Genomic DNA, 20455 nt, shown 5'->3' on the forward strand with positions numbered 1-20455 from the left:
CGCCTGAACATCCCCCCTTTATGCCCCGGAGCATCATGAACGTTTCCCGTCTTACGCGCCGCCTCGTCCTTGCCGCGGCCCTCAGCATTCCCGCGATTGCCGCCGCGCAGGCGCCCGTGAAAGTCGAGGTCTGGAAGACGCCCACCTGCGGCTGCTGCGAGGATTGGGTCAAGCACATGCGCGACAACGGCTTTGCCGTGACCACGCATGACGTCGAGGACACCGGGCCCATCCGCCGCAACGCCGGCATGTCCAACTACGGTTCCTGCCACACCGCGATGGTCGATGGCTATGCGGTCGAAGGCCACGTGCCCGCCAGCGACGTGCGCCGCCTGTTGCTGGAAAAGCCCGACGCAGCGGGTCTGGCCGCCCCCGGCATGCCGCTGGGATCGCCCGGCATGGACGGGCCGGAATACGGCGGACGCAAGACGCCGCACGACGTGGTGCTGGTCGACAAACGTGGCGGCGCCCAGGTTTTTCAGGCCTATCGCTAAGGCTGGCTTGAAACAATTCATCCACAACGCTTCAATGGCTACTCCTTGCACCGCAGCAAAAATGGTCCACAATAAATAAAAGCGTTTCTCACCCACCCCTTGGCAGTCATGGCACAAATCGTCCTGTTCGAGAACATCCACCCGAGCGCCCGCGCCGTCTTCGAGGCCGCCGGCTACACCGATATCGTCACGCATGCCGCGGCCCTGCCGCCGGCGCAATTGCACGACGCCCTGCGCGGCGTGCAAGTGGCGGGGATCCGTTCTCGCACGCACCTGGATGCCGCCCTGCTGTCCGGCAACCCCGACCTGCGCGTCGTGGGATGCTTTTGCATCGGCACCAACCAGGTCGACCTGGACACCGCCATGCAGCGCGGCATTCCGGTCTTCAATGCGCCGTTCTCGAACACGCGCTCGGTGGCCGAACTGGTGTTGGGCGAGGCCATCCTGCTGCTGCGCCGGATTCCCGAAAAGAATGCCCGCGTCCATCTGGGCCACTGGGATAAAAGCGCCGCGGGCGCTTTTGAGACCCGCGGCAAGACGCTGGGCATCGTCGGCTACGGCAACATCGGCTCGCAGATCAGCACGCTGGCCGAAAGCCTGGGCATGCGCGTCATCTATCACGACGTGGAAGCCAAGCTGCCGCTGGGCAACGCCCGGCCGGCCGGCACGCTGAACGAACTGCTGGAGCAGGCCGACGTGGTGACGTTGCACGTGCCCGGCGGCAAGTCCACCGAAAACATCATGAACGCCGAGACCATCGGCCGCATGCGCCGTGGCGCGATCCTGATCAACGCTTCGCGCGGCACCGTGGTTGATATCGCCGCGCTGCACGCAGCACTCAAATCCGGTCATCTGGCCGGCGCCGCGCTGGACGTGTTCCCCACCGAGCCCAAGAGCGCCGATGAACCGCTGGCCAGCCCGCTGATCGGCATGCCCAATGTCATCCTGACCCCGCACATCGGCGGCAGCACGCAAGAGTCCCAGGAGAACATCGGCCGCGAAGTGGCCGAAAAACTCGTGCGCTTCCTGCAGGCCGGCACCACCAAGGGCGCCGTCAATTTCCCCGAGCTGCCTTTCCTTGAGCAGGCCGGCGGCACGCGCATCCTGCACGTGCACCGCAACGCGCCGGGCGCGCTGGGCACGCTGGACAACCTGATGGCGCAGCACGGCCTGAACATCGTCAGCCAGACCTTGCAGACACGCGGCCAGATCGGCTACGTGATCACCGACGTGGAAGGCCAGGTCGACGATATCGTCATGACCGCCTTGCGCGATCACCCGATCACGGTCCGCTGCGACCGGCTGTAAAGCAGCAAGCGCCAGGCAGCAAGGGCCCCTTCGGGGGCTTTTTTATTGCCCGGCAGTTGCCTGGAACGGTGTCAGACACCGGCCCAATCCGCTTGGGTCACGCCCCATCCGGCTCAGCCGCCGCCCGGTGCAGGCACTGCGCGATCTTCTCGCGCACGCTGCCCGCGTCGAACGGCAGCCGGCCGATGATGCCGATGTCGCGATGAAACGCGTGTTCGCCCAGCGGCAGCAGCCGCAGACCCGTCATGTCCAGCCGCCGCAAGCGCGGCAGCAGCGCCACGCCAAGGCCATGCCGCACCATCCCCGCGATCGCCTCGATCTCGTCGAGCTCCACGGCCTCGTTCACGGTGATGCGGTGCTTTTTCAGGAACACGTCGACCACGCGGCCCCCGAATGAGGCGCGGTCGTAGCGGATGAAGGGCTGGGTCGCCAGCAGCTCCCGCCACGGGGCGACCGGCATGGATTCGGGCATGGCCAGCATGACGGGCTCGGTCATGAGCGGCTGCCAGCCCAGTTCGGGCGGCAGGGCGAAGGGCGGGCGGATCAGCACGGCCAGGTCCACTTCGCCGGCGTCCACCTGGCCCAGCAACGACAGCGAGACGCCCGGCACGATGCGCACGCGCACATCGGGATAGACCGCGCGGAACTCGCCCACGGCATGGACGAGAAGATCCTGCTGCACGGAGGCGATGGCCCCGATGCGGAGCAGCCCGCTGACGTGCGCGGCGCCAGCCGAGGCCGCCATGCGCTCGGCCATGGCGACCAGCTCTTCGGCCTGGGGCAGCATGTCCCGGCCGTTGGCGTTGAGCGCCGCCGCGCGCGGACCTCGGTCGAACAGCTCGACGTCCAGGTATTCCTCCAGCCGCCGGATCTGGGCGCTGACCGCGGACTGCGTCAGGCCAAGCTGGACCCCGGCCCCGGTGAAGGTCCCGTCCCGCGCCACGGCGATGAAGGTCTTGAATTCCTTGAGCACAATCAATTTTTTCGATGCTAAGACTCGAAAAATATCGTTTTGCTATAAAAAAAACAATACCTAAACTATGCCCTGGTGATAACGCCGACACATTGCGGCGTTCGCTGAACTGAATAACCCTCTTTTGCCTGACCCGGAGCCTTGCATGTCCGCTCAAACCAACCTGCCGCCGTTCCACCTGGCCTTCCCCGTGCGGGACCTGGCCGAAGCCCGCGCCTTCTATGGCGAAAAGCTGGGCTGTCCGGAGGGCCGCAGCTCGTCCGAATGGATCGACTTCAATTTCTACGGCCACCAGATCGTGGCGCACCTGGCGCCCAGCGAATGCGGCCACAAGGCAACCAGCGCGGTCGATTCGCACAATGTGCCCGTGCGCCATTTCGGCGCCGTGCTTTCCATGGAACAATGGGAAGCCATGGCCAAGCGACTGACCGACGCCGGCACCGAGTTCGTCATCGAGCCCTACATCCGTTTCAAGGGCGAGGTGGGCGAACAGGCCACCATGTTCTTCCTGGATCCGTCGGGCAATGCGCTTGAATTCAAGGCGTTCAAGAACATGGATTCGTTGTTCGCCAAGTAACCCGTCACTACAGGTTTCGTGCCGTTGAACGTCAATTCCAATTCGCTTTCTCCGGCCGAAACCCGCTGGCGCATCCTGCCCCAGGGTGACCGCTGCCTGATCGTCTCCTTCGGCGAGCGCATCGATGCCGCCATTGGCCGGACCTGTCTGGCGGCGGCCCGCAAGCTGCGCGACGCGCGGCTGCCGGGCGTCACCGACGTGGTGCCCTCCTTCGTCGCCGTGGCCGTGCACTACCGGCCGGGCGGACATGGCGAAGGGCCCACGTACGCGGCGCTCTCCGAGCACATCCAGGCCCTGCTTGCCGAGGGCATCCCGACCGCCGACGCGGGGGGACGCGAGGTCGACATCCCCGTCTGCTATGGCGGCGAACACGGCCCCGACCTGGAAGAGGTCGCGCGCACGGCCCGCATCAAGCCCGAAGACGTCATCCGGTTGCACAGCGAACCGCGCAGCATGGTGTTCATGCTGGGGTTTGCGCCCGGCCACGCCTATCTCGGCGTGCACGACGAAAAACTGAACATTCCCCGCCGTCCGTCGCCGCGCACCGCCGTGCCCGCCGGCGCGGTGGCCATCGCCAACCGGCAAACCGTGATCTACCCGAACCGGCTGCCCGGTGGCTGGAACATCATCGGCGCCACGCCGCTCGTCATGTTCGACCCCGCGCGGGAACCCGCCGCGCTCCTGCAGCCCGGCGACACGGTGCGGTTCGTGCCGATTACGCCCGACGAATTCGACCGCATCCGGGGGAGCCGGCCATGAGCGTGACGGTGATCAAGCCCGGCATGCTGTCCAGCTTCCAGGACCACGGGCGCGAAGGCTACCAGCATCAGGGCATTTCGGCAGCCGGCGCCATGGACGAGCGCGCCCACCGGCTGGCCAATGCCCTGGCGGGCAACGAAGGCGATCCGGCCACGCTGGAGATCACGCTGACCGGCCCCACGTTGCGCTTTGACGCGCCGGCCTGCTTTGCGCTGGCCGGCGCCGACCTGGGCGCCACGCTGAACGGCCAGGACATTCCCCTGTTGCGCCCGCTTATCGCGCGGCCCGGCGACGTGCTGGCCTTCGGGGCGCGGCCCGCAACGGGCGTGCGCGCGTATCTGGCCGTGCATGGCGGTTTTGCGCTGACGCCCGTGATGGGCAGCGAGACCACGTATCTGCGCAGCGGTTTCGGCGGTTTTCAGGGGCGCGCACTGGCAAAGGGCGACGTCGTTCCGCTGCGCAGTCCACTGGCGCCGGACTGCAATACCGCCGCCTTGCAAAAGGCGCTGTGGCAGGTGCGCGTGTACCTGCCCGCGGCGCTGGGCAACAAGCAGCGCGAATGCATCCGCTTCCTGCCCGGCGTGCACTGGCCCGAATTCTCGCAATCCAGCCGCCGCGCCTTTTTGGAATCCGAGTTTCGCATCAGTCCGCAGTCCGACCGCATGGGCTACCGCCTGCTTGGCCGGCCGCTGACCATGAATCAGCCGCGGCAGATGCTGTCCGAGGCCGCCTGCTTTGGCACCGTGCAGGTGCCCTCGGGCGGCGAAGCCATCATTCTCATGGCCGACCGGCAAACCACCGGCGGCTATCCCAAGATCGCGCAGATCGCCACCGTGGACCTGCCCGCGCTGGCGCAGTCCGCACCCGGCCAGGTGCTGCGTTTCCAGCGGATCGAGCTGGACGAGGCGCAGCGCCTGGACGGCGAGCGCGAACGCGCGTTCGCGCAATTGCACGACGCGCTTGCGCCGCTGCGCGCGCTGCTGAACTAGAAAGGAAACCGCCATGACCACCCGCATCGACTTGAACTGCGACATGGGCGAAAGCTATGGCGCCTGGACCATGGGCAACGACGCGGCCGTGCTGCAGTACGTCAGCTCGGCCAACATTGCCTGTGGTTTCCATGGCGGCGACCCGGCCACCATGCGCAAGACGGTGGCCGCCGCGCTGGCCCGGGGCGTTGCGCTGGGGGCCCATCCCAGCCTGCAGGACCTGGCCGGTTTCGGCCGCCGCGTCATCCAGATCAGCCCCGACGAAGCCTACGACATCGTCGTCTATCAGATCGGCGCGCTGGCGGGTGTCGCGGCCTCGCAAGGCGCCCGCCTGCATCACGTGAAGGCGCACGGCGCGCTCTACAACATGGCGGCCAAGGATGAGCCGCTGGCAAAGGCGATCTGCCAGGCGGTCAAGGATGTGGATGCGTCGCTGATCCTGTACGGACTGGCCGGCAGCAAGCTGATCGACGCGGCCCGCGCCATCGGCCTGGCGTGCGCCAGCGAAGTCTTCGCGGACCGCTCCTATCAGGACGATGGCTCGCTGACGCCGCGCACGCGCGCGGGCGCCATGATCGAGGACGTGGACGTCGCGGTCGCACAGGTCGTGCGCATGGCGCGCGAAGGCCTGGTACGGTCGGTTGACGGCAAGGATGTGCCGGTGCAGGCCGACACCCTGTGCATCCACGGAGACCAGCCCAATGCGCTGGTCTTTGCCGATGGCATCCGGCGCGCCTTGACGCAGGCCGGCATCGAGGTGCGCACGCCGCCTCGCGCCTGAAGGCGCGCGCGCAGGCCTCTTCCTAAGCGGCGTCCAGCGACGCCTCGCGGTAAGCGCCCAGGATCTCCGGCAGCACTTCCACCACGTACTTGCGGGTCAGTCCGGCGGCGCGGTCGAAATCCCGGCTGCCGAGCGCCTGGATGATGCCTTCCGTGTAGGACGGGATCGTATTGGCTTCGAGCGATTGCCGGGCCAGCATGTAGCCCAGCGGTTCGATCTGTTCGTACAGTTTGCTGAGCATGCTGGTCAACGGCGCGTTGCCGGTGTAGCGCGCCGCGGCCAGATAGAAGTCGCGCGAGGCCGAGATGAAACCGCGCGCGTCCTGACGGCCCATCGCGGCGACGATGGCCTCGTGCAACGTGCCAAGTTCAGCCACCAGCGGCCCGACGTCGGGCATCTCGGCGACCTGCCGGATGCAATACGCCTCCAGTTCCGCACGCAGCATGTACAGATGGCGGATCTGGGTTTCGGTATAGAGCGTGACCCGGAAGCCCTTGCGCTGGATGTGCGTGACCAGGCCGCTCAGCTCCAGCAGGCGCAGCGCCTCCCGGATGGGGCTGCGGCTGGTGCCGAAGCGCTGCTCCAGTTCCTGTTCCCGTAACGGCTGTCCGGGCCGGATAGTGCCGTTCACTATCAACTCACGAATCTGTTCCTGTAGGAAATACGGAATCGTGGCGGGCGCTTTGACGTCCAATCGGCTCCCCTTTTACTGCGACTACGCATGACATGAGACCGTGACAAGATACTCGAAATCTCTTGAAACACAAGTAGAAATAATGTTTCATACTCAAAAGACGGCCGTGTGCCTGCCCGCGAGGGACGGCGTTGTCTGACGATGCGGGGATCAGTGCCAGTCGTCGCGGTAGACGAACTTGGGCATTTGCCAGTTGAAGCGCAGGGCCATGAGGCGCATGGTGAGGCCCGCCGCCAGCGCGATGGGCACCGACGCATTGGCCGACAGCCCGAGCGCCATCGAGCCCAGATACAGCGCGCCGGTCACCAGCGACACGCTGGCGTACAGCTCCTTGCGGAACAGCAGCGGGACCTCGTTGCAGAGCACATCGCGCAGCACCCCGCCGGCGCACCCGGTGATCATGCCGCTGATCAGCACTACGGTGATCGGCAGCTGCATCATCTGCGCCACCTGGCAGCCAATCACCGTGAAAGCCACCAGCCCCAGCGCATCGGCCAAGAGGAACACGCTGCGCAGCCGGCGCATGACCGGCGCGATCAGCGCGGTCAGGATCGCCGCGCCGCCCGTCATCCACAGGTATTCGGGATGCACGACCCAAGTCAGCGGATAGTGCCCCAGCAGCACGTCGCGCAACGAACCGCCGCCCAGCGCCGTCACGCACGCGATGATGCAGACGCCCATCCAGTCCATGTCGCGCCGCCCCGCCGAAAGAGCAGCCGTCATGGCTTCGGCGACGATGGCGACCAGGTACAGCGTGTGCAGCAGGGCGGGCGAAAGATCGGTGAACATGGGTTGGGCGGTAGCGTTGGCAGGCCTCATTGTATTGAGCCTTGCCGGCGCGCGCGCCATTGCCTGCGCGCGCATCATCCCGTACCCTCGGAGCTGTGTTGATTGCGATCAAGCCCCATCTCGTTTCGCGGCGAGACAATGGAGACGTGCCCGACCGGGCGCTATTGGGCCAGGCAGCGCGGACGCGGGAGCCGCCTCTCTGGCCGTAACCGGGAGATTAGGTATGACACAGCAAGTTGGCCCCATACTTCTGGCCACCGACCTCAGTGCGCGCGGCGACCGAGCCCTCGACCGCGCCTTGCAGTTGACCAAGGAACTGAACACCAAGCTGATCATGCTGCATGTCATGGAATCCCATGCCACGCCGCTCACCACGCCGGTATGGCGCCGCCTGTCGCCCGACCACAAGGCCCTTGTCGAACGTGAATTGGCCGAAGACGTGGCCGCCGCCAACGTGCCCGCCGAAGTCGTCGTCACCAAGGGCGAGCCCGTCGCCAGCATCATGGAAACCGCCGACACCTTCGGCTGCTCGCTGATCGTGGCCGGCATTGCCCGCCAGGAAACGCTGGGCCGGCTGCTGCTGGGCACCACGGTCGAAAAACTGGCCCGCCAGGCGCGCCAACCCGTGCTGGTCGTCAAGAACCGTCCGCGCCGCCCCTACCGCGACGTGCTGGTCGCCACCGATTTCTCGGACGGCTCGCGCCAGGCGCTGCGCGCCGCGCTGCAACTGGTGCCCAATGCCGACATCACCTTGTTCAATGCCTACGAAGTGCCGTTCCAGGGCGTGACCAAGCCTGACGACGCGGTCGTGGACAACCTCTACCGAACCGCCGAACAGTGCGCCGAGCGCTTCATCGCCGAAACGCCCGAACTGCCCAAGGGCCGCCCGACCAAGGTGGTGCTGGAAGCCGGCCAGCCCGAAACCGTGCTGGCCGATTACTCCTTCAACCATCGCTCCGATCTGGTCGTCACGGGCACCCATGGCCGCACCGGCATCTTGCGCACCGCCATCGGCAGCGTGGCCGAGCGGCTGCTGGAATCCCTGCCCAGCGATGTGCTGATCGTGCGGCTGAGCGGCGAAGAGTAATCCTGGCCAAGCAAAAGGCGGCGCCCACGCGCCGCCTTTTTTTGGTCTGCCTTCAACTTACGCGCTACGCGTCGCCCTGCTTTTCCATGGTGTCGATCGTGCCGCGCAGGATCTTCAGCAGCACCAGCCCCGGGATGGCGATCACCACCGTCAGCAGGAAGAACCCCGGCCACCCCAGGTGATTGACCAGCGGCGGCGTCAGCGGCCCGGCCAGGTAGGTGCGCCCCACGGCTGACAACGCCGACAGCAGCGCGAATTGCGTGGCCGAGAACCGCTGGCGGCACAGGGCCATCAACAGGCCCACGAAAGACGCCGTGCCCAGCCCGCCGCACAGGTTTTCAATGCCCACGCCGGTGGCCATCAGCCACAGATTCTTCGGACTGACCGCGATCAGCCAGTACGCCAGGTTCGACACCGCCTGCAAGAGGCCAAAGGCCATCAGCGACCGGTACAGCCCCCACCGCGCCATCAGGGATCCGCCCGCCAGCGCGCCGATGATCGTCGCCGCCAGCCCCAGCACCTTGTTCACCGTACCCACTTCGGTGGGCGTGAAGCCCGCGCCGCGGATGAGGAAGGTGGTGGACAACGCGCCGGCGAACGCGTCGCCCAGCTTGTACAGCACGATCAACAGCAACACTGCCAGCGCGCCGCGGCGTGTGAAGAACTCATGCAGGGGTTCGGCGACCGCCTCGCGCAGGCTGCGGGGCGCGCGCGCGACGTGTTCGGGTTCGGGCGCCCACAGCGTGGCAAGCGCGCACAGCAGCATCAGCCCGCCCATCACCATGTAGGTGTTGCCCCACCCGATCCATTGGTCCGCCATGATGAGCGCCAGGCCGCCCGACACGATCATGGCCAGCCGGTAGCCCATGACCTTGATGGCCGCGCCCGCCCCGCGTTCCTCCTTGCGCAGCACGTCCGTGCAATAGGCATCGAAGGCGATGTCCTGCGTGGCGGAAAGAAAGGCGACCAGCACGGCCAAGAGCGCCAGCGGCATCAGCGCCGACGACGGCGACAGCGCGCCCATCGCCAGGATCGCCGCCGCCAGCAGCACCTGCGTGACCAGCATCCAGCCGCGTCGCCGGCCCAGCAGCGGCGGCGCAAAACGGTCCACCAGCGGCGCCCAGAGAAATTTGATGGTGTAGGCCGTGCCTACCAGGGTGAGGAAACCGATTTCCTGCAGCGGCACGCCTTCGACGGTGGCCCAGGCCTGCAATGTGCCGCTGGTCAGGGCCAGCGGCAGCCCGCTGGCAAAGCCCAGGACCAGCAAGGGGGCAACGCGCGGGCTGGTGTAGACGTTGGATACAGCGGTGATGACGGTCTCCTGAGACTAGGCCGGCGGCGTTGCAGATGCTGGCCGCGGGCGTGCCGGCATTTTAGGGCCTGTTGCCCCGTGCCGTCAGGAGGATGCGTGTCGGAATGTCAGGGGGATGCGAAGCGGTACACCGCAAGCGTGCTGCGCCAGCTTGGGAACGCCTTCACTTCCTTGCCTTCGTTGAACGTGGCGCGCTCCAGGATGCGCAGGCCCACTTCGCCGGCCAGCTGTTCGAAGTCGCGCAGCGTGCATAGGTGGATGTTGGGCGTGTTGTACCACTGGTAGGGCATCTGCCCCGTCACGGGCATGCGGCCGCGCAGGATGGCCCAGCCGTGCGGCCAGTAGCCGAAGTTGGGAAACGACACCACGCCGTAACGCGCCACCCGCGCCATTTCGCGCAGGATGTGTTCGGTGCGGTGCATGGACTGCAACGTCTGCGACAGCACGACGGTGTCGAACTGCTTGTCGTCAAAGAGCGCCAGGCCGTCTTCCAGGTTCTGCTGGATGACCTCGACGCCGCGGCGCACGCAGGCGATCACGCAGGTGTCGTCGAGCTCGACGCCGGCGCCCTTGACCTGGCGATGATCGCGCAGATGCGCCAGGAGGGCGCCGTCGCCACAGCCCAGGTCCAGGACGCGGCTGCCCGGTTCGATCCAGCTGGCGATACGCGCCAGGTCGGGCCGCAGCGCGCCGTGGGCATAGCGAGGGGTCACGGGAGTCATTGGGCAGATCCTTCGGTCAACTGAGCCTCAAGGCCCAGCTCGCGTGCGATGCGTTCGTAGTAGCCGCGCACGACCGCGTGGTAGCGGGCGTCTTCGAGCAGGAAGGCGTCGTGGCCGTGCGGCGCGTCGATCTCGGCGTACGTGACGGGGCTGGCGTTCTTGAGCAGCGCGCGCACGATCTCGCGCGACCGTTCCGGCGGAAAGCGCCAATCGGTCGAGAACGACACAAGCAGGAAGTTGGACTTGGCGGGCGCCAGCGCACGGGCCAGGTCACCGCCCGTGGTGCGCGCCGGATCGAAGTAGTCCAGCGCGCGCGTGATGAGCAGGTAGGTGTTGGCGTCGAAATAGCGCGTGAACTTTTCGCCCTGGTAGCGCAGGTACGACTCCACCTCGAATTCGACGTCGTAGCCGTAGCGGTAGGCGCCGTTTTCGGCGGGCGCGCGCTGGGCGCGGCCGAATTTCTCGGCCATGTCGTCGTCGGACAGGTACGTGATGTGGCCGATCATGCGCGCGACCGACAGGCCGCGGCGCGGCACGGTGTCCTGCGCGTAGTAGTCGCCGCCGTGGAAATCCGGGTCGGTGATGATGGCGCGCCGGGCCACTTCGTTAAAGCCGATGTTCTGCGCCGACAGGCGCGGCGTGCTGGCGATGACGATGCAGTTGGCCACGCGCTCGGGCAAGGTGATCGACCAGCTCAGGGCCTGCATGCCGCCCAGCGATCCGCCCATCACGGCCGCGAAGCGCTCGATGCCGAAGTGGTCCGCCACCCGCGCCTGCGCCCGCACCCAGTCTTCGACCGTCAGCACCGGGAACGCGGCGCCCCAGGGCTTGCCGGTCTCGGGATTGATGCTGGCCGGCCCGGTCGAGCCGAAGCACGAGCCCAGGTTGTTGACCCCGATCACGAAAAAGATATTAGTGTCCACCGGCTTGCCGGGTCCCACCATGTTGTCCCACCAGCCCAGGTCGCTGGGATTGTCGGCGGCCTGGCCTGCAACGTGGTGCGAGGCATTGAGCGCGTGGCAGATGAGCACGGCATTGGTGCGCTGCGCATTGAGCGTGCCGTAGGTTTCGACCGCCAGCTCGTACGACGCAAGCGACTGGCCGCTCAGCAAGGGCAGCGGCTCATCGAAACGGATGAAGGTGGGGGAGACGAGGCCGACCGAACCGGGATCAACGGTATCGGACGTCGTGACGGTTGCGGGAACGAACCCGCTGGCCGAATCACCGGCCAAATTCTGGGCAGGAGTGGTCATACGGACCTCTTTAGCTGGATTTATTGGAAGGCGCCCGCAAGCGGATCAGGCAAATCGGCGCCGAAAATTGGATAGTGCGGCAGGAATTCTAGCACTGCTTGGCGCACGGGCAGCAAGCCCCACGGGCCGCGACAACTGCGCGTTGCCCCGGCGCGCAAGACGGCAATCCCCCTCGCGGCCGGCTCAGGCGCCGGCCTCCCAGGGTTCCTGTCCCAGGTACTCGTAGCGTTCGGTGTTCACGCGCGACACGCGCCATTCCACGGGCTGGCGGTTATAGGAAAACGCGATGCGGCGGATCTCCAAGAGCGCGCTGCCTTCGGCCACGCCCAGGCAGCGTGCGTGCGTGCGCTCGGCCAGGCAGGTCCGCAGCCGCTCGTCGGTGGCGATGACGTTGACGCCGAACAGGTCCTGGTACAGCGCGTAGAGCGTGCTGGTGCGCTCGCGCAGGTGCGCTTCCAGCAGCCCCGGAAAGCGCGATTCGGGCAGGCACACGTCGTCGGCCATCACCACGTCGCCGTTGAGCGACAGCACATTCAGGAACTCGAAAACGTACGCGCCTGCGGGCAGCGCCAGCTTTTCGCGCGCCACGGCAGAGGCCTTCACGCGGCGAAAGCGCAGCAGTTCCGTGGTGGGATAGGACTTGCTGCCGTCCTGCCCGACGATGCGAAAAAACTTGAAGAAGTGATGGTTGCGCGTATGCACCGCAACGTAGGTGCCGCGCCCCTGATGCCGCACCAGGATGTTCTCGGCGGCCAGCTCGTCGATGGCCTTGCGCAGCGTGCCGATCGACACGCCGAACCGCTCGGCCAGATGCTTTTCCGGAGGAATCGCCTCGCCCTGCTTCCACTCGCCTTGCGCCAGCGCGGCAAGCACGGCCTGCTTGACCTGTTCGTACAAGGGACTGCCCAAAGGCACAGTCGGTGACAGGCTGGTGTTCATGGGTGCATCGCAAAAATCAAGGACCTCCAGTGTAGCGGCGCAACGGCCGCCCGCTCAAGTCATCTAATTCATATATATGATTTAGTTGACTTTGAAAAAAGCCGGGCCTAAGATTTCCTGGCCGTTGTGATCCGCGCCGCAAGCAGCACCCGGGCGGCGCCCTGACCCCAGAGAGGAAGACAATGATTCACGCCGTATTGCACGATGCGAAGGACACGGTGGCGGTCGCCGTGGTGGAGGGCCTGACCGCCGGAACGGAGCTGAACGCCTGGATCATGGATGAGGACAAGATCATCCATGTGCGGGCGTCGCAGGACATTCCCATCGGCCACAAGGTCGCGATGAAGGACATGGCCGTGGGCGACACCGTCTTCAAGTACGGCGTCGATATCGGCCGCGTGGTGGCGCCCATCAAGGCCGGCCAGCACGCCCACGTGCACAACATCAAGACCAAGCGCTGGTAAGCGCCCGTCCATCGCACAGGAACCCACCATGTCCATCATCACTGCCCAGACCACCTTCCAAGGCTATCGCCGCGACAATGGCCGCGTCGGCGTGCGCAACCACGTCATCGTCCTGCCCGTGGACGACATCTCCAACGCCGCGGCCGAGGCCGTCGCCAACAATATCAAGGGCACCCTTGCCCTGCCTCATCCTTACGGCCGGCTGCAATTCGGCGAAGATCTTGAACTGCACTTTCGCACGCTGATCGGCACCGGCTGTAACCCCAACGTGGCCGCCGTGGTCGTGATCGGCATCGAGGAAGGCTGGACCAAGCGCGTCGTCGACGGCATTGCCGCCACCGGCAAGCCAGTCATGGGCTTTTCCATCGAACTGCACGGCGACCACGACACCATCATGCGCGCCTCCCGCTGCGCCAAGGAATACGTGCATTACGCCACCGCGCTCACGCGCAGCGAATGCCCCATCTCCGATCTGTGGGTCTCCACCAAGTGCGGCGAATCCGACACCACGTCCGGCTGCGGCGCCAATCCCACGGTGGGCAATGCGTTCGACAAGCTCTATGAACTGGGCTCCACGCTGGTCTTTGGCGAAACCTCGGAACTGACCGGCGGCGAGCACATCGTCGCCGAGCGCTGCGCGAACGACGCCGTGCGCGAGCGCTTCATGTTCATGTTCGACCGCTACCAGGCCATGATCGACCGCTGGAAGACCAGCGACCTGTCCGAATCCCAGCCCACCAAGGGCAACATCGCCGGGGGCCTGACCACCATCGAGGAAAAGGCGCTGGGCAACATCCAGAAGATCGGCAAGAAATGCCGCGTTGACGGCGTGATCGACAAGGCCGAGATCCCCGACGGCCCCGGCTTGTGGTTCATGGACTCGTCCTCGGCCGCGGCGGAAATGGTCACGCTGTGCGCCGCCTCCGGCTACGCCGTGCACTTCTTCCCCACCGGCCAGGGCAACGTCATCGGCAACCCGATCCTGCCGGTCATCAAGATCTGCGCCAATCCGCGCACGGTGCGCACGATGTCCGAACACATCGACGTGGACACCAGCGGCCTCTTGCAGCGCGAGATCGACCTGAACCAGGCCGGCGACAAGCTGCTGGAATGCATGCTGGCCACCGCCAATGGCCGGTGGACCGCGGCCGAGGCCCTGGGCCACCGCGAATTCGTCCTTACGCGGATCTTCGAAAGCGCCTAGCGCGCATGCCGGCCGGCGCGCCAAGGAGAACGCGCCGGCCGTCCCTCGCGGCATCATCGCAACATCAACGACAAGAACCTGCAGACCCGGGCGCAGTCCGCGGCAGCAAAGGCGTACGCATTCCTACCCGGGCGTTATCCCCAAGGAGGAAGACAGATGAGTAGCGAACCGCATTACCCCCTGAAAGATGCGCAGCGCCGTCGCCTGCTGGGCGCCCTGGGCGCCGCCGGCCTCTGTGCGCTGGCCCCGTGGGAACGGGCGCTGGCGCAGAAAGGCGCATGGCCCGAGCGTCCCATCAACTACGTGGTGCCTTTTCCGCCGGGCGGCCTGACCGACGTGGCCGCACGCCAGGTGGGCAAGGCCCTGGCGGATGCCGAACGCTGGAACGTGGTGATCGAGAACAAGCCGGGCGGCAGCGCCAACATCGGCGCGGCGCATGTGTCGCACGCCGCGCCCGATGGCTACACGTGGCTGGCCATCACCCTGTCGCACGCGGCCAACGCCACGCTGTTCGCGGGCAAGGCCGGCTACGACCTGACCCGCGACCTGACGCCGCTCGCCGGGCTGGCGTCCTCGCCCATCATGGTGGTCGTCAACGCCAAGAGCAACATCAAGTCCATGGACGACCTGGCGCGCGCAGCCAAGGCCAAGGCCCTGTCGGCCGGTTCCAGCGGCAACGGCACGCCGCCGCACCTGACGCTGGCGCTGTATCAGAAGCTCACGGGCGTGCCGCTGATGCACGTGCCGTATAAGGGCGGCGCGCCATCGCTCACGGACCTGATCGGCGGTCACCTGGATGTGGTGTTCTCGAACTATCCCGAGTCGCTGGCGCATGTGAAGAACGGGTCGCTGCGCGCCCTGGCGATCACCACGCGCGAACGCAGCAAGGACCTGCCCGATCTGCCCACCACGGCCGAAGCCGGCCTGCCGGACCTGATCGTCGAGAACTTCACCGGCGTGCTCGCGCCCGCTGGCACCCCGCCGGAACTGGTCCAGCGGATCGGCGACGCCATCGTCAAGCAGGTCTCGCAGCCCGCCATGCAGCAGGCCCTGCTGCAATTGGGTTTCGTGCCGCAGCCGCGTGGCCCCAAGGAGTTCGGAGCTTACCTGAAGTCCGAGGTCGACCGCTGGGCCAAGATCATCCGCGACGCCAACATCCAGGTCGCCTGAAGCGGCCGCCCTGCCCACCACAAAGAGGAGTCCGGCAGATGCGAGTATTGATTTCGGAGTTCATGGACGCGCCCGCCGTCGATGCCTTGCGGCAACGGTTCGACGTGCGCTACGCCCCCGAGCTGGTGGAGCAGCGCGCCGCGCTGCATGAAGCCGCCGCGGATGCCGACGCCCTCATCGTGCGCAACCGCAGCCAGGTGAACGCCGAACTGCTGGCGGCGGCGCCGCGCCTGATTGCGGTGGGCAGGCTGGGCGTGGGGCTGGACAACATCGATCTGGCGGGCTGCGAGGCGCGCGGCATCAAGGTCATTCCGGCCACGGGCGCCAACGCCCGCGCCGTGGCCGAGTACGTCATCGGCACCATGCTGTCGCTGTTGCGCGGCGCCTATGCGTCCACGGCGGCTGTCGCGGCCGGCACCTGGCCGCGCACCGCGCTGTCGCAGGGGCTGGAGGCGCACGGCCGCACGCTGGGCGTGGTGGGATTCGGGGGCATCGGCCGGCTGGCAGCCCAGCTTGCGCGCGGGCTGGGCATGCGCATCGTGGGCAGCGATGCGGCCCTGCCGCCCTCCCATCCCGCGTGGCAGGAAGCCGGCGCCGAGCCGCTGGCCCTGGACGAGCTGCTGGGCCAGGCGGACGTCGTGACGCTGCATGTGCCGCTCACGTCCGAGACCCGTCACCTGCTGGACGCGGCGCGCATCGCGCGCATGCGCCCCGGCGCCATCCTCATCAACACGTCGCGCGGCGGCATCGTGGACGAGGCTGCGCTGGCGGCCGCGCTGCGCGCCGGGCGGCTGCGCGGCGCCGCGCTGGACGTCTTCGAGCAGGAACCCCTGCCCGCGGGCGGCCCGCTGGCCGACGCGCCGAACCTGATCCTCACGCCGCACATCGCCGGCCTCACGCAAGAGGCCAACACGCGCGTTTCCGACATGGTGGCCGCCGGTGTGACAATGGCGCTTGACGCCCGCGCACGCTGACGAGGCGCGGCGCGCCTCACACGACAGGAAGGATATGGCTCACATCTATCTGGACGAACTTCAACACCTGGCCGCGGCGGGTCTTGCCGCGGCCGGCGCCAACCCGGTCATGGCGGACAGCACCGCCCGCGCGCTGGTCTTCGCGGAAAGCCAGGGGCTCAGTTCCCACGGCCTGTCGCGCGTGCCGTTCTACGCCGGCCACCTGCGCACCGGCCGCGCCATCGGTTCGGCCGTGCCGCGCATCCTGAACGAACGCGGCGGGGCGGCGCTGATCGATGCCGGCTCCGGCCTGGCCTTCCCCGCCTGCGGCATGGCGGTCGACGAGGCCACCGTGCGCGCCCGCGAACATGGCGTGGCGTTCGTGGGCGTGGCCAACAGCCATCATTTCGGCGAGGCCGCCTACCACCTGGAAGCCCTGGCCGACGCCGGCCTGGTGGGGCTGGCGCTCAGCAATTCACCCGCCGCCATGCCCGCATGGGGCGGCAAGCGCCCACTGTTCGGCACCAATCCCATCGCGGCGATCTTCCCGCGCCGTGGCGGCGCGCGGCTGGTCATCGACCTGTCGCTGTCGCAGGTGGCGCGCGGCAAACTCATGATCGCGGCGCGCGACAACCAACCGATCCCGCTGGGCTGGGCGCTGGACGCGGACGGCCAGCCGACCACCGATCCGAAGGCGGGCCTGGCCGGCAGCATGCTGCCAGCGGGCGGCGTCAAGGGCGCGATGCTGGCCCTCATCGTGGAACTCATGGCCTGCGCGCTGACCGGCGCGCGCTTCGGCTACGAGAACGAGTCGTTCTTCGTGGACGAAGGCGGCCCGGCGCGGCTGGGACAGGCGTTCATGGCGATCGACCCCAACGCGTTGGCGGGCAACGACGTCTACCTGGAACGCGTGGAAACGCTGGTCGATGCGATGCTTGAAGACGAGGACGTGCGCCTGCCGGGCGAGCGCCGCCGCAAGCTGCGCGACGAGGCCGTCAAGCACGGACTGGATCTGCCCGATGCGCTGATGACGCAATTGCGCACGCTGGCCGGCGCGGGCTGACCCGTCGCCGGGGCGCCCTGATGCCGGTGTTTAATGCCCGTGCTTAATGCCCGTGCTTAATGCCCGTGGGTGAACCACAGCATCAGCGGCGCCAGCAGCAGAAACACCACGGTGGACACCAGCACGGCGCCCGCCGCGGTGTCGCCCAGCGGCGTGTAGCGCCGCGCGTACATGTAGCTGACCACCGCGCACGGCATGGCCATCTGCAGCGTCAGCGCCCCGGCCAGCACCGGCTCCAGGTTCAGCGCCCACACCACCGCCCCCCCCGTCGCCAGCCCCACCACCAGCCGGATCGCGGCGACCTTGGCGCCGTCGCGCACGCCGTTCGACGGAATGAGCGCCAGCGCATGGCCCAGGCTCAACAGCATCAGCGGCACGGTCACCGCGCCCAGCATGCGCGCCGTCTCGATGATCCACGCGGGCACCGGAATGTTCAGCAGGCGCAGCGCCACCGCCACCACAGAAGCCAGCAGGATCGGACTCTTCCAGCTTCCCTTGGTGTTCACGCCGGGCAGCATGCGCACCGCGATCGTGTGCATCACGAAGGAATTCACGGCAAAGAACGCCACCGCGACGGACAGCCCCGCATCGCCGAAGGCCAGCTGCGAAATGGGCAGCCCCAGGTTGCCGGCATTGGGCAGGAACGCCGTGGGCAGCAGGCTCAGCACGGGCAGCTTCCAGGCCTTGAGCAGCGCCGCGCTGATCAGCGCGCACAGCAGCAGGGCGATCAGCGTTGCGGCGGCCACGTCGGCCAGCGCCCGGTCGTCCAGATGGGTGGTGACGAAGGTATGAAACACCAGCGCCGGCGTGGTGACGGACGTCACCAGCGTGGTGATGAAGTTGCCGCCGAAGGGGAGATCGCGCTTGCCCCAGAAAAGCCCGATTCCCACGCAGGAAAGCAGGGGCAGCATCAGCACAATGGCTGACAGGTAGAACTGCGCGATGGCCAACATGGACTATTCCGTCAGAGATAAAAAGATTGATGCGTCACGGCATCATTGCTTGTCCCCGCTGGGGCGGTCGCAGCAGCATGGGCGCATTGTTCACAAAAGGGCCATCCCGTCCTCGCCGCCATGTCCGCCACACCGATGCGCAGTCTTGCCCACTCATCGCGTTGCGCCGATCGCAGCGCCGACCGCAGTCCGGTCCGAAGCGCCGCCTTGCATCTGTCCGACAGGCAGGCCGCCTGCCTGAAATGGTCGGCCGCGGGCAAGACCAGCTGGGAAACCTCCCGCATATTGGGCGTCAGCGAAAGCACGGTGAATTTCCACCTGCGCAACGCGTGCAACCGGCTTGGCGTGCGGGGCCGGCGCGCTGCCGTGGTGGCGGCGCTGCGGTTGGGGCTGCTCGAGTTCAAGGCTTGATGACGACGGACCGCAGGAATTCGCGCGCACGCTCGGCGGGCAGGCTTTCCTCGGTGCCGGCGGCCACGGCCTCGATCAGCATGGAGTCGGTCACCCACACCCTGGCGTGCAGCCATCCGGGCTTGCCCACTGCCTTGCCGCGCACCTCGATCGTCTCGCCGTACGGCGGCCATTCCGAGGGCGGCGGGGCCTGCATGTTGGTGTACAGCGATCGCATCAGGGCCATGCCCAGCGCCTGCCGGGCGGCGGGACTGGCCGCGATCTCCGGCGGCAGGGGCGCCGATCCCACGGCGAACACGGCTTCGCCAACGGTCGCGCTGGCCAGCGTGAACTGCAAGGCGTGCGTGTCCAGCTTCAGATCGCGGGTTTCGATCGAGACCCGGGCAGGAAACGCCGCGCGGACGTGGCCGTCGGCCACATCCATTTCGCGCCAGTTGTAACTGGGCGAGCAAGCCGTCAACGCCAGCGCCAGCGCCAAAAAAACGCCCGCTTTCTTGAACATGAAACGAAACAGCGATGAAATCGTCATTACCCGAGAACCCACAGGGTCCAGTCATTTCGAGGAATTCAGAAATTGTCGCCGATTTCCATGGCCCCCGCGCCCGACGGCACCCCGCTCGCCAATTATTCCTGGCCCGCCGCCCCCAACGTGCCGCCCCCGATCGCCGGATTGGAGGACTCCGGGGCCCGCCCGGAGACGGCCGGCCCCGGGATGGCCGGCCCCGGGATGGCCCGCCCCAGCATCTACCTGCTGCACGGTTTGAGCGAGCACGCCGGGCGCTACGACCGGCTGGCGCGCTGGCTGACTGCCCGGGGCTGGGACGTGGGCGCGCACGACCACCGCGGCCACGGCCGCTCGGGCGGGCATGCCGCCACGCTGCGCGACCAGGAAGACCTGGTCACCGATGCCGTGGACCGGCTGCGCGCCTGGACACAGCGCTGCGGCCGCCCGCCCATCCTGCTGGGCCACAGCCTGGGCGCCCTGGTCGCCGTGCGCATCGCGCAGCGCCGCCTGGCCGACCTGGACGGCCTGGTGCTCAGTTCGCCGCCCTTTGCCGTCAACGTGCCGCTGTGGGTGCGCCGCACCCTTACATGGATGTCCCTGCACGCCCCCGACCTGCGCGTGCCGCACGGCCTGGCGCCCGCCCGCATCTCGCACGACCGGGCCGTGGTGAAGGCCTACCGCGCCGATCCCCTGGTGCGGCGCCGCATGACCGGCCGCCTGGCGCGCTTTGTCGACGAAGCCGGCCAGCAGGCCCTGCGCGAGGCCAGTCTGCTGCCCTGCCGCACCCTGCTGATGGTGGCGGGTGACGATGCCATCGTGGCGGCCGAAGGCAGCCGCCAATTCGCCCAGCGGGCGCCCGCCGAACTCCTTACCCTGCGCTGGTACGACACGGCCTGGCACGAGATCTTCAACGAAGCCGCCCCCATCGCCGATCCGGTCTATGCTGACCTGGACGAATGGCTGGCGCGCACCGCCCAGGCATTGTCCCTGTCCCCAGTACTGGTTCCCGAAGCACAGGAGGCCAGCACCCCGTAAAATCCGGCGACAGCCCCCAA

General features: G+C 67.3%; 23 protein-coding genes and 1 riboswitch. Of the genes, 14 read left to right on the top strand and 9 right to left on the bottom strand.

All coding sequences use genetic code 11. The features are described 5' to 3' along the window. Positions 1-35 precede the first annotated feature (35 nt). Positions 36-494 (top strand): DUF411 domain-containing protein, encoded by a 459-nt coding sequence (locus KVT32_RS09135; protein ID WP_142051494.1) that lies wholly within the window; start codon positions 36-38, stop codon positions 492-494. Between the two features lie 108 nt (positions 495-602). Next, positions 603-1802, top strand: a complete 1200-nt coding sequence (serA, locus tag KVT32_RS09140; RefSeq protein WP_062840253.1) for a phosphoglycerate dehydrogenase — start codon at positions 603-605, stop codon at positions 1800-1802. A 97-nt stretch (positions 1803-1899) separates the two neighbouring features. Here serA and KVT32_RS09145 read toward each other — a convergent pair whose 3' ends face one another. Continuing rightward, the gene (locus KVT32_RS09145) at positions 1900-2775 is read right to left on the bottom strand and encodes a LysR substrate-binding domain-containing protein (RefSeq protein WP_217618147.1); all 876 of its coding nucleotides are present in this window, start codon (positions 2773-2775) and stop codon (positions 1900-1902) included. A 145-nt stretch (positions 2776-2920) separates the two neighbouring features. On the opposite strand from KVT32_RS09145, the gene KVT32_RS09150 reads away from it, so the two are divergent. From KVT32_RS09150 to KVT32_RS09165, 4 genes are read left to right on the top strand one after another with little or no spacing between them, the layout of a single operon-like run. After that, on the top strand, positions 2921-3352 hold the full coding sequence (locus tag KVT32_RS09150) for a VOC family protein (RefSeq protein WP_056327555.1): 432 nt from the start codon (positions 2921-2923) through the stop codon (positions 3350-3352). Positions 3353-3376: 24 nt separating this feature from the next. Next, complete coding sequence (pxpB, locus tag KVT32_RS09155) at positions 3377-4111, top strand: 5-oxoprolinase subunit PxpB (RefSeq protein WP_152383270.1); 735 nt, start codon at positions 3377-3379, stop codon at positions 4109-4111. Then, on the top strand, positions 4108-5100 hold the full coding sequence (locus KVT32_RS09160; protein ID WP_217618073.1) for a biotin-dependent carboxyltransferase family protein: 993 nt from the start codon (positions 4108-4110) through the stop codon (positions 5098-5100). The genes pxpB and KVT32_RS09160 overlap by 4 nt, the downstream gene beginning before the upstream one ends. Positions 5101-5113: 13 nt before the next feature. Then, a complete protein-coding gene (locus KVT32_RS09165) occupies positions 5114-5881 on the top strand; it encodes a LamB/YcsF family protein (RefSeq protein WP_056327558.1) in 768 nt (255 codons plus the stop codon). 22 nt (positions 5882-5903) lie between these two features. Here the strand turns inward: KVT32_RS09165 and KVT32_RS09170 are convergent, their stop codons facing one another. Together KVT32_RS09170 and KVT32_RS09175 are read right to left on the bottom strand one after the other, a co-directional pair. Then, positions 5904-6575, bottom strand: a complete 672-nt coding sequence (locus tag KVT32_RS09170; protein ID WP_056327559.1) for a GntR family transcriptional regulator — start codon at positions 6573-6575, stop codon at positions 5904-5906. 150 nt (positions 6576-6725) lie between these two features. Further along, positions 6726-7364 carry a trimeric intracellular cation channel family protein gene (locus KVT32_RS09175; protein WP_056327560.1) on the bottom strand — a complete coding sequence of 213 codons (639 nt, stop codon included), beginning with the start codon at positions 7362-7364 and terminating at the stop codon, positions 6726-6728. 223 nt (positions 7365-7587) lie between these two features. Between KVT32_RS09175 and KVT32_RS09180 the strand changes: the two genes are divergently transcribed. Next, positions 7588-8451 (top strand): universal stress protein, encoded by an 864-nt coding sequence (locus KVT32_RS09180; RefSeq protein WP_152383267.1) that lies wholly within the window; start codon positions 7588-7590, stop codon positions 8449-8451. A 64-nt stretch (positions 8452-8515) separates the two neighbouring features. Here KVT32_RS09180 and KVT32_RS09185 read toward each other — a convergent pair whose 3' ends face one another. The 4 genes from KVT32_RS09185 to KVT32_RS09200 form a co-directional block, all read right to left on the bottom strand. Beyond that, positions 8516-9763 (bottom strand): muropeptide transporter, encoded by a 1248-nt coding sequence (locus KVT32_RS09185; RefSeq protein WP_217618148.1) that lies wholly within the window; start codon positions 9761-9763, stop codon positions 8516-8518. A gap of 107 nt (positions 9764-9870) precedes the next feature. Next, positions 9871-10485: a methionine biosynthesis protein MetW gene (gene metW / locus KVT32_RS09190; protein WP_056327562.1), complete on the bottom strand. Its 615-nt coding sequence runs from the start codon at positions 10483-10485 to the stop codon at positions 9871-9873. Beyond that, complete coding sequence (locus KVT32_RS09195; protein ID WP_175157386.1) at positions 10482-11738, bottom strand: homoserine O-acetyltransferase; 1257 nt, start codon at positions 11736-11738, stop codon at positions 10482-10484. The genes metW and KVT32_RS09195 overlap by 4 nt, the downstream gene beginning before the upstream one ends. Then, positions 11728-11809, bottom strand: a riboswitch (SAM riboswitch). Its footprint overlaps the gene before it by 11 nt. A 112-nt stretch (positions 11810-11921) precedes the next feature. Further along, positions 11922-12677, bottom strand: a complete 756-nt coding sequence (locus KVT32_RS09200) for a GntR family transcriptional regulator (protein WP_056327563.1) — start codon at positions 12675-12677, stop codon at positions 11922-11924. A gap of 182 nt (positions 12678-12859) precedes the next feature. On the opposite strand from KVT32_RS09200, the gene KVT32_RS09205 reads away from it, so the two are divergent. The 5 genes from KVT32_RS09205 to KVT32_RS09225 all read left to right on the top strand — a co-directional run bounded on the left by KVT32_RS09205 (position 12860) and on the right by KVT32_RS09225 (position 17531). Next, positions 12860-13141 (top strand): UxaA family hydrolase, encoded by a 282-nt coding sequence (locus KVT32_RS09205; protein ID WP_056327564.1) that lies wholly within the window; start codon positions 12860-12862, stop codon positions 13139-13141. A gap of 28 nt (positions 13142-13169) precedes the next feature. Beyond that, the gene (locus tag KVT32_RS09210; protein WP_056327565.1) at positions 13170-14345 is read left to right on the top strand and encodes a UxaA family hydrolase; all 1176 of its coding nucleotides are present in this window, start codon (positions 13170-13172) and stop codon (positions 14343-14345) included. A 156-nt stretch (positions 14346-14501) separates the two neighbouring features. Continuing rightward, complete coding sequence (locus tag KVT32_RS09215; protein WP_152383266.1) at positions 14502-15515, top strand: tripartite tricarboxylate transporter substrate binding protein; 1014 nt, start codon at positions 14502-14504, stop codon at positions 15513-15515. Between the two features lie 38 nt (positions 15516-15553). Then, a complete protein-coding gene (locus KVT32_RS09220) occupies positions 15554-16489 on the top strand; it encodes an NAD(P)-dependent oxidoreductase (protein ID WP_217618074.1) in 936 nt (311 codons plus the stop codon). Positions 16490-16523: 34 nt separating this feature from the next. Beyond that, positions 16524-17531: an Ldh family oxidoreductase gene (locus KVT32_RS09225; RefSeq protein WP_217618075.1), complete on the top strand. Its 1008-nt coding sequence runs from the start codon at positions 16524-16526 to the stop codon at positions 17529-17531. Between the two features lie 56 nt (positions 17532-17587). Here KVT32_RS09225 and KVT32_RS09230 read toward each other — a convergent pair whose 3' ends face one another. Beyond that, positions 17588-18484 (bottom strand): AEC family transporter, encoded by an 897-nt coding sequence (locus KVT32_RS09230; protein WP_056327569.1) that lies wholly within the window; start codon positions 18482-18484, stop codon positions 17588-17590. 207 nt (positions 18485-18691) lie between these two features. Here KVT32_RS09230 and KVT32_RS09235 point away from each other — a divergent pair, with 207 nt between their 5' ends. Next, a complete protein-coding gene (locus KVT32_RS09235; protein WP_056327570.1) occupies positions 18692-18895 on the top strand; it encodes a helix-turn-helix domain-containing protein in 204 nt (67 codons plus the stop codon). Here the strand turns inward: KVT32_RS09235 and KVT32_RS09240 are convergent. Beyond that, complete coding sequence (locus KVT32_RS09240; protein ID WP_152383263.1) at positions 18885-19424, bottom strand: hypothetical protein; 540 nt, start codon at positions 19422-19424, stop codon at positions 18885-18887. The genes KVT32_RS09235 and KVT32_RS09240 overlap by 11 nt on opposite strands. A 45-nt stretch (positions 19425-19469) precedes the next feature. On the opposite strand from KVT32_RS09240, the gene KVT32_RS09245 reads away from it, so the two are divergent. After that, positions 19470-20435, top strand: a complete 966-nt coding sequence (locus KVT32_RS09245; RefSeq protein WP_217618076.1) for an alpha/beta hydrolase — start codon at positions 19470-19472, stop codon at positions 20433-20435. Positions 20436-20455: the final 20 nt, after the last annotated feature.

The sequence above is a fragment of the Achromobacter sp. GbtcB20 genome (assembly GCF_019091095.1).
Lineage (GTDB): Bacteria > Pseudomonadota > Gammaproteobacteria > Burkholderiales > Burkholderiaceae_B > Achromobacter > Achromobacter mucicolens.

What these genes read in the sequence shown, in the direction of transcription:
- KVT32_RS09165 (WP_056327558.1), top strand. Translation starts at nt 5,114, where the DNA reads ATGACCACCCGCATCGACTTGAACTGCGACATGGGCGAAAGCTATGGC.
- KVT32_RS09180 (WP_152383267.1), top strand. Translation starts at nt 7,588, where the DNA reads ATGACACAGCAAGTTGGCCCCATACTTCTGGCCACCGACCTCAGTGCG.
- KVT32_RS09210 (WP_056327565.1), top strand. Translation starts at nt 13,170, where the DNA reads ATGTCCATCATCACTGCCCAGACCACCTTCCAAGGCTATCGCCGCGAC.
- KVT32_RS09195 (WP_175157386.1), bottom strand. Translation starts at nt 11,738, where the DNA reads ATGACCACTCCTGCCCAGAATTTGGCCGGTGATTCGGCCAGCGGGTTC.
- KVT32_RS09215 (WP_152383266.1), top strand. Translation starts at nt 14,502, where the DNA reads ATGAGTAGCGAACCGCATTACCCCCTGAAAGATGCGCAGCGCCGTCGC.
- KVT32_RS09160 (WP_217618073.1), top strand. Translation starts at nt 4,108, where the DNA reads ATGAGCGTGACGGTGATCAAGCCCGGCATGCTGTCCAGCTTCCAGGAC.
- KVT32_RS09220 (WP_217618074.1), top strand. Translation starts at nt 15,554, where the DNA reads ATGCGAGTATTGATTTCGGAGTTCATGGACGCGCCCGCCGTCGATGCC.
- KVT32_RS09240 (WP_152383263.1), bottom strand. Translation starts at nt 19,424, where the DNA reads ATGACGATTTCATCGCTGTTTCGTTTCATGTTCAAGAAAGCGGGCGTT.
- KVT32_RS09200 (WP_056327563.1), bottom strand. Translation starts at nt 12,677, where the DNA reads ATGAACACCAGCCTGTCACCGACTGTGCCTTTGGGCAGTCCCTTGTAC.
- KVT32_RS09175 (WP_056327560.1), bottom strand. Translation starts at nt 7,364, where the DNA reads ATGTTCACCGATCTTTCGCCCGCCCTGCTGCACACGCTGTACCTGGTC.
- KVT32_RS09230 (WP_056327569.1), bottom strand. Translation starts at nt 18,484, where the DNA reads ATGTTGGCCATCGCGCAGTTCTACCTGTCAGCCATTGTGCTGATGCTG.
- KVT32_RS09225 (WP_217618075.1), top strand. Translation starts at nt 16,524, where the DNA reads ATGGCTCACATCTATCTGGACGAACTTCAACACCTGGCCGCGGCGGGT.
- KVT32_RS09135 (WP_142051494.1), top strand. Translation starts at nt 36, where the DNA reads ATGAACGTTTCCCGTCTTACGCGCCGCCTCGTCCTTGCCGCGGCCCTC.
- KVT32_RS09205 (WP_056327564.1), top strand. Translation starts at nt 12,860, where the DNA reads ATGATTCACGCCGTATTGCACGATGCGAAGGACACGGTGGCGGTCGCC.
- metW (WP_056327562.1), bottom strand. Translation starts at nt 10,485, where the DNA reads ATGACTCCCGTGACCCCTCGCTATGCCCACGGCGCGCTGCGGCCCGAC.
- serA (WP_062840253.1), top strand. Translation starts at nt 603, where the DNA reads ATGGCACAAATCGTCCTGTTCGAGAACATCCACCCGAGCGCCCGCGCC.
- KVT32_RS09150 (WP_056327555.1), top strand. Translation starts at nt 2,921, where the DNA reads ATGTCCGCTCAAACCAACCTGCCGCCGTTCCACCTGGCCTTCCCCGTG.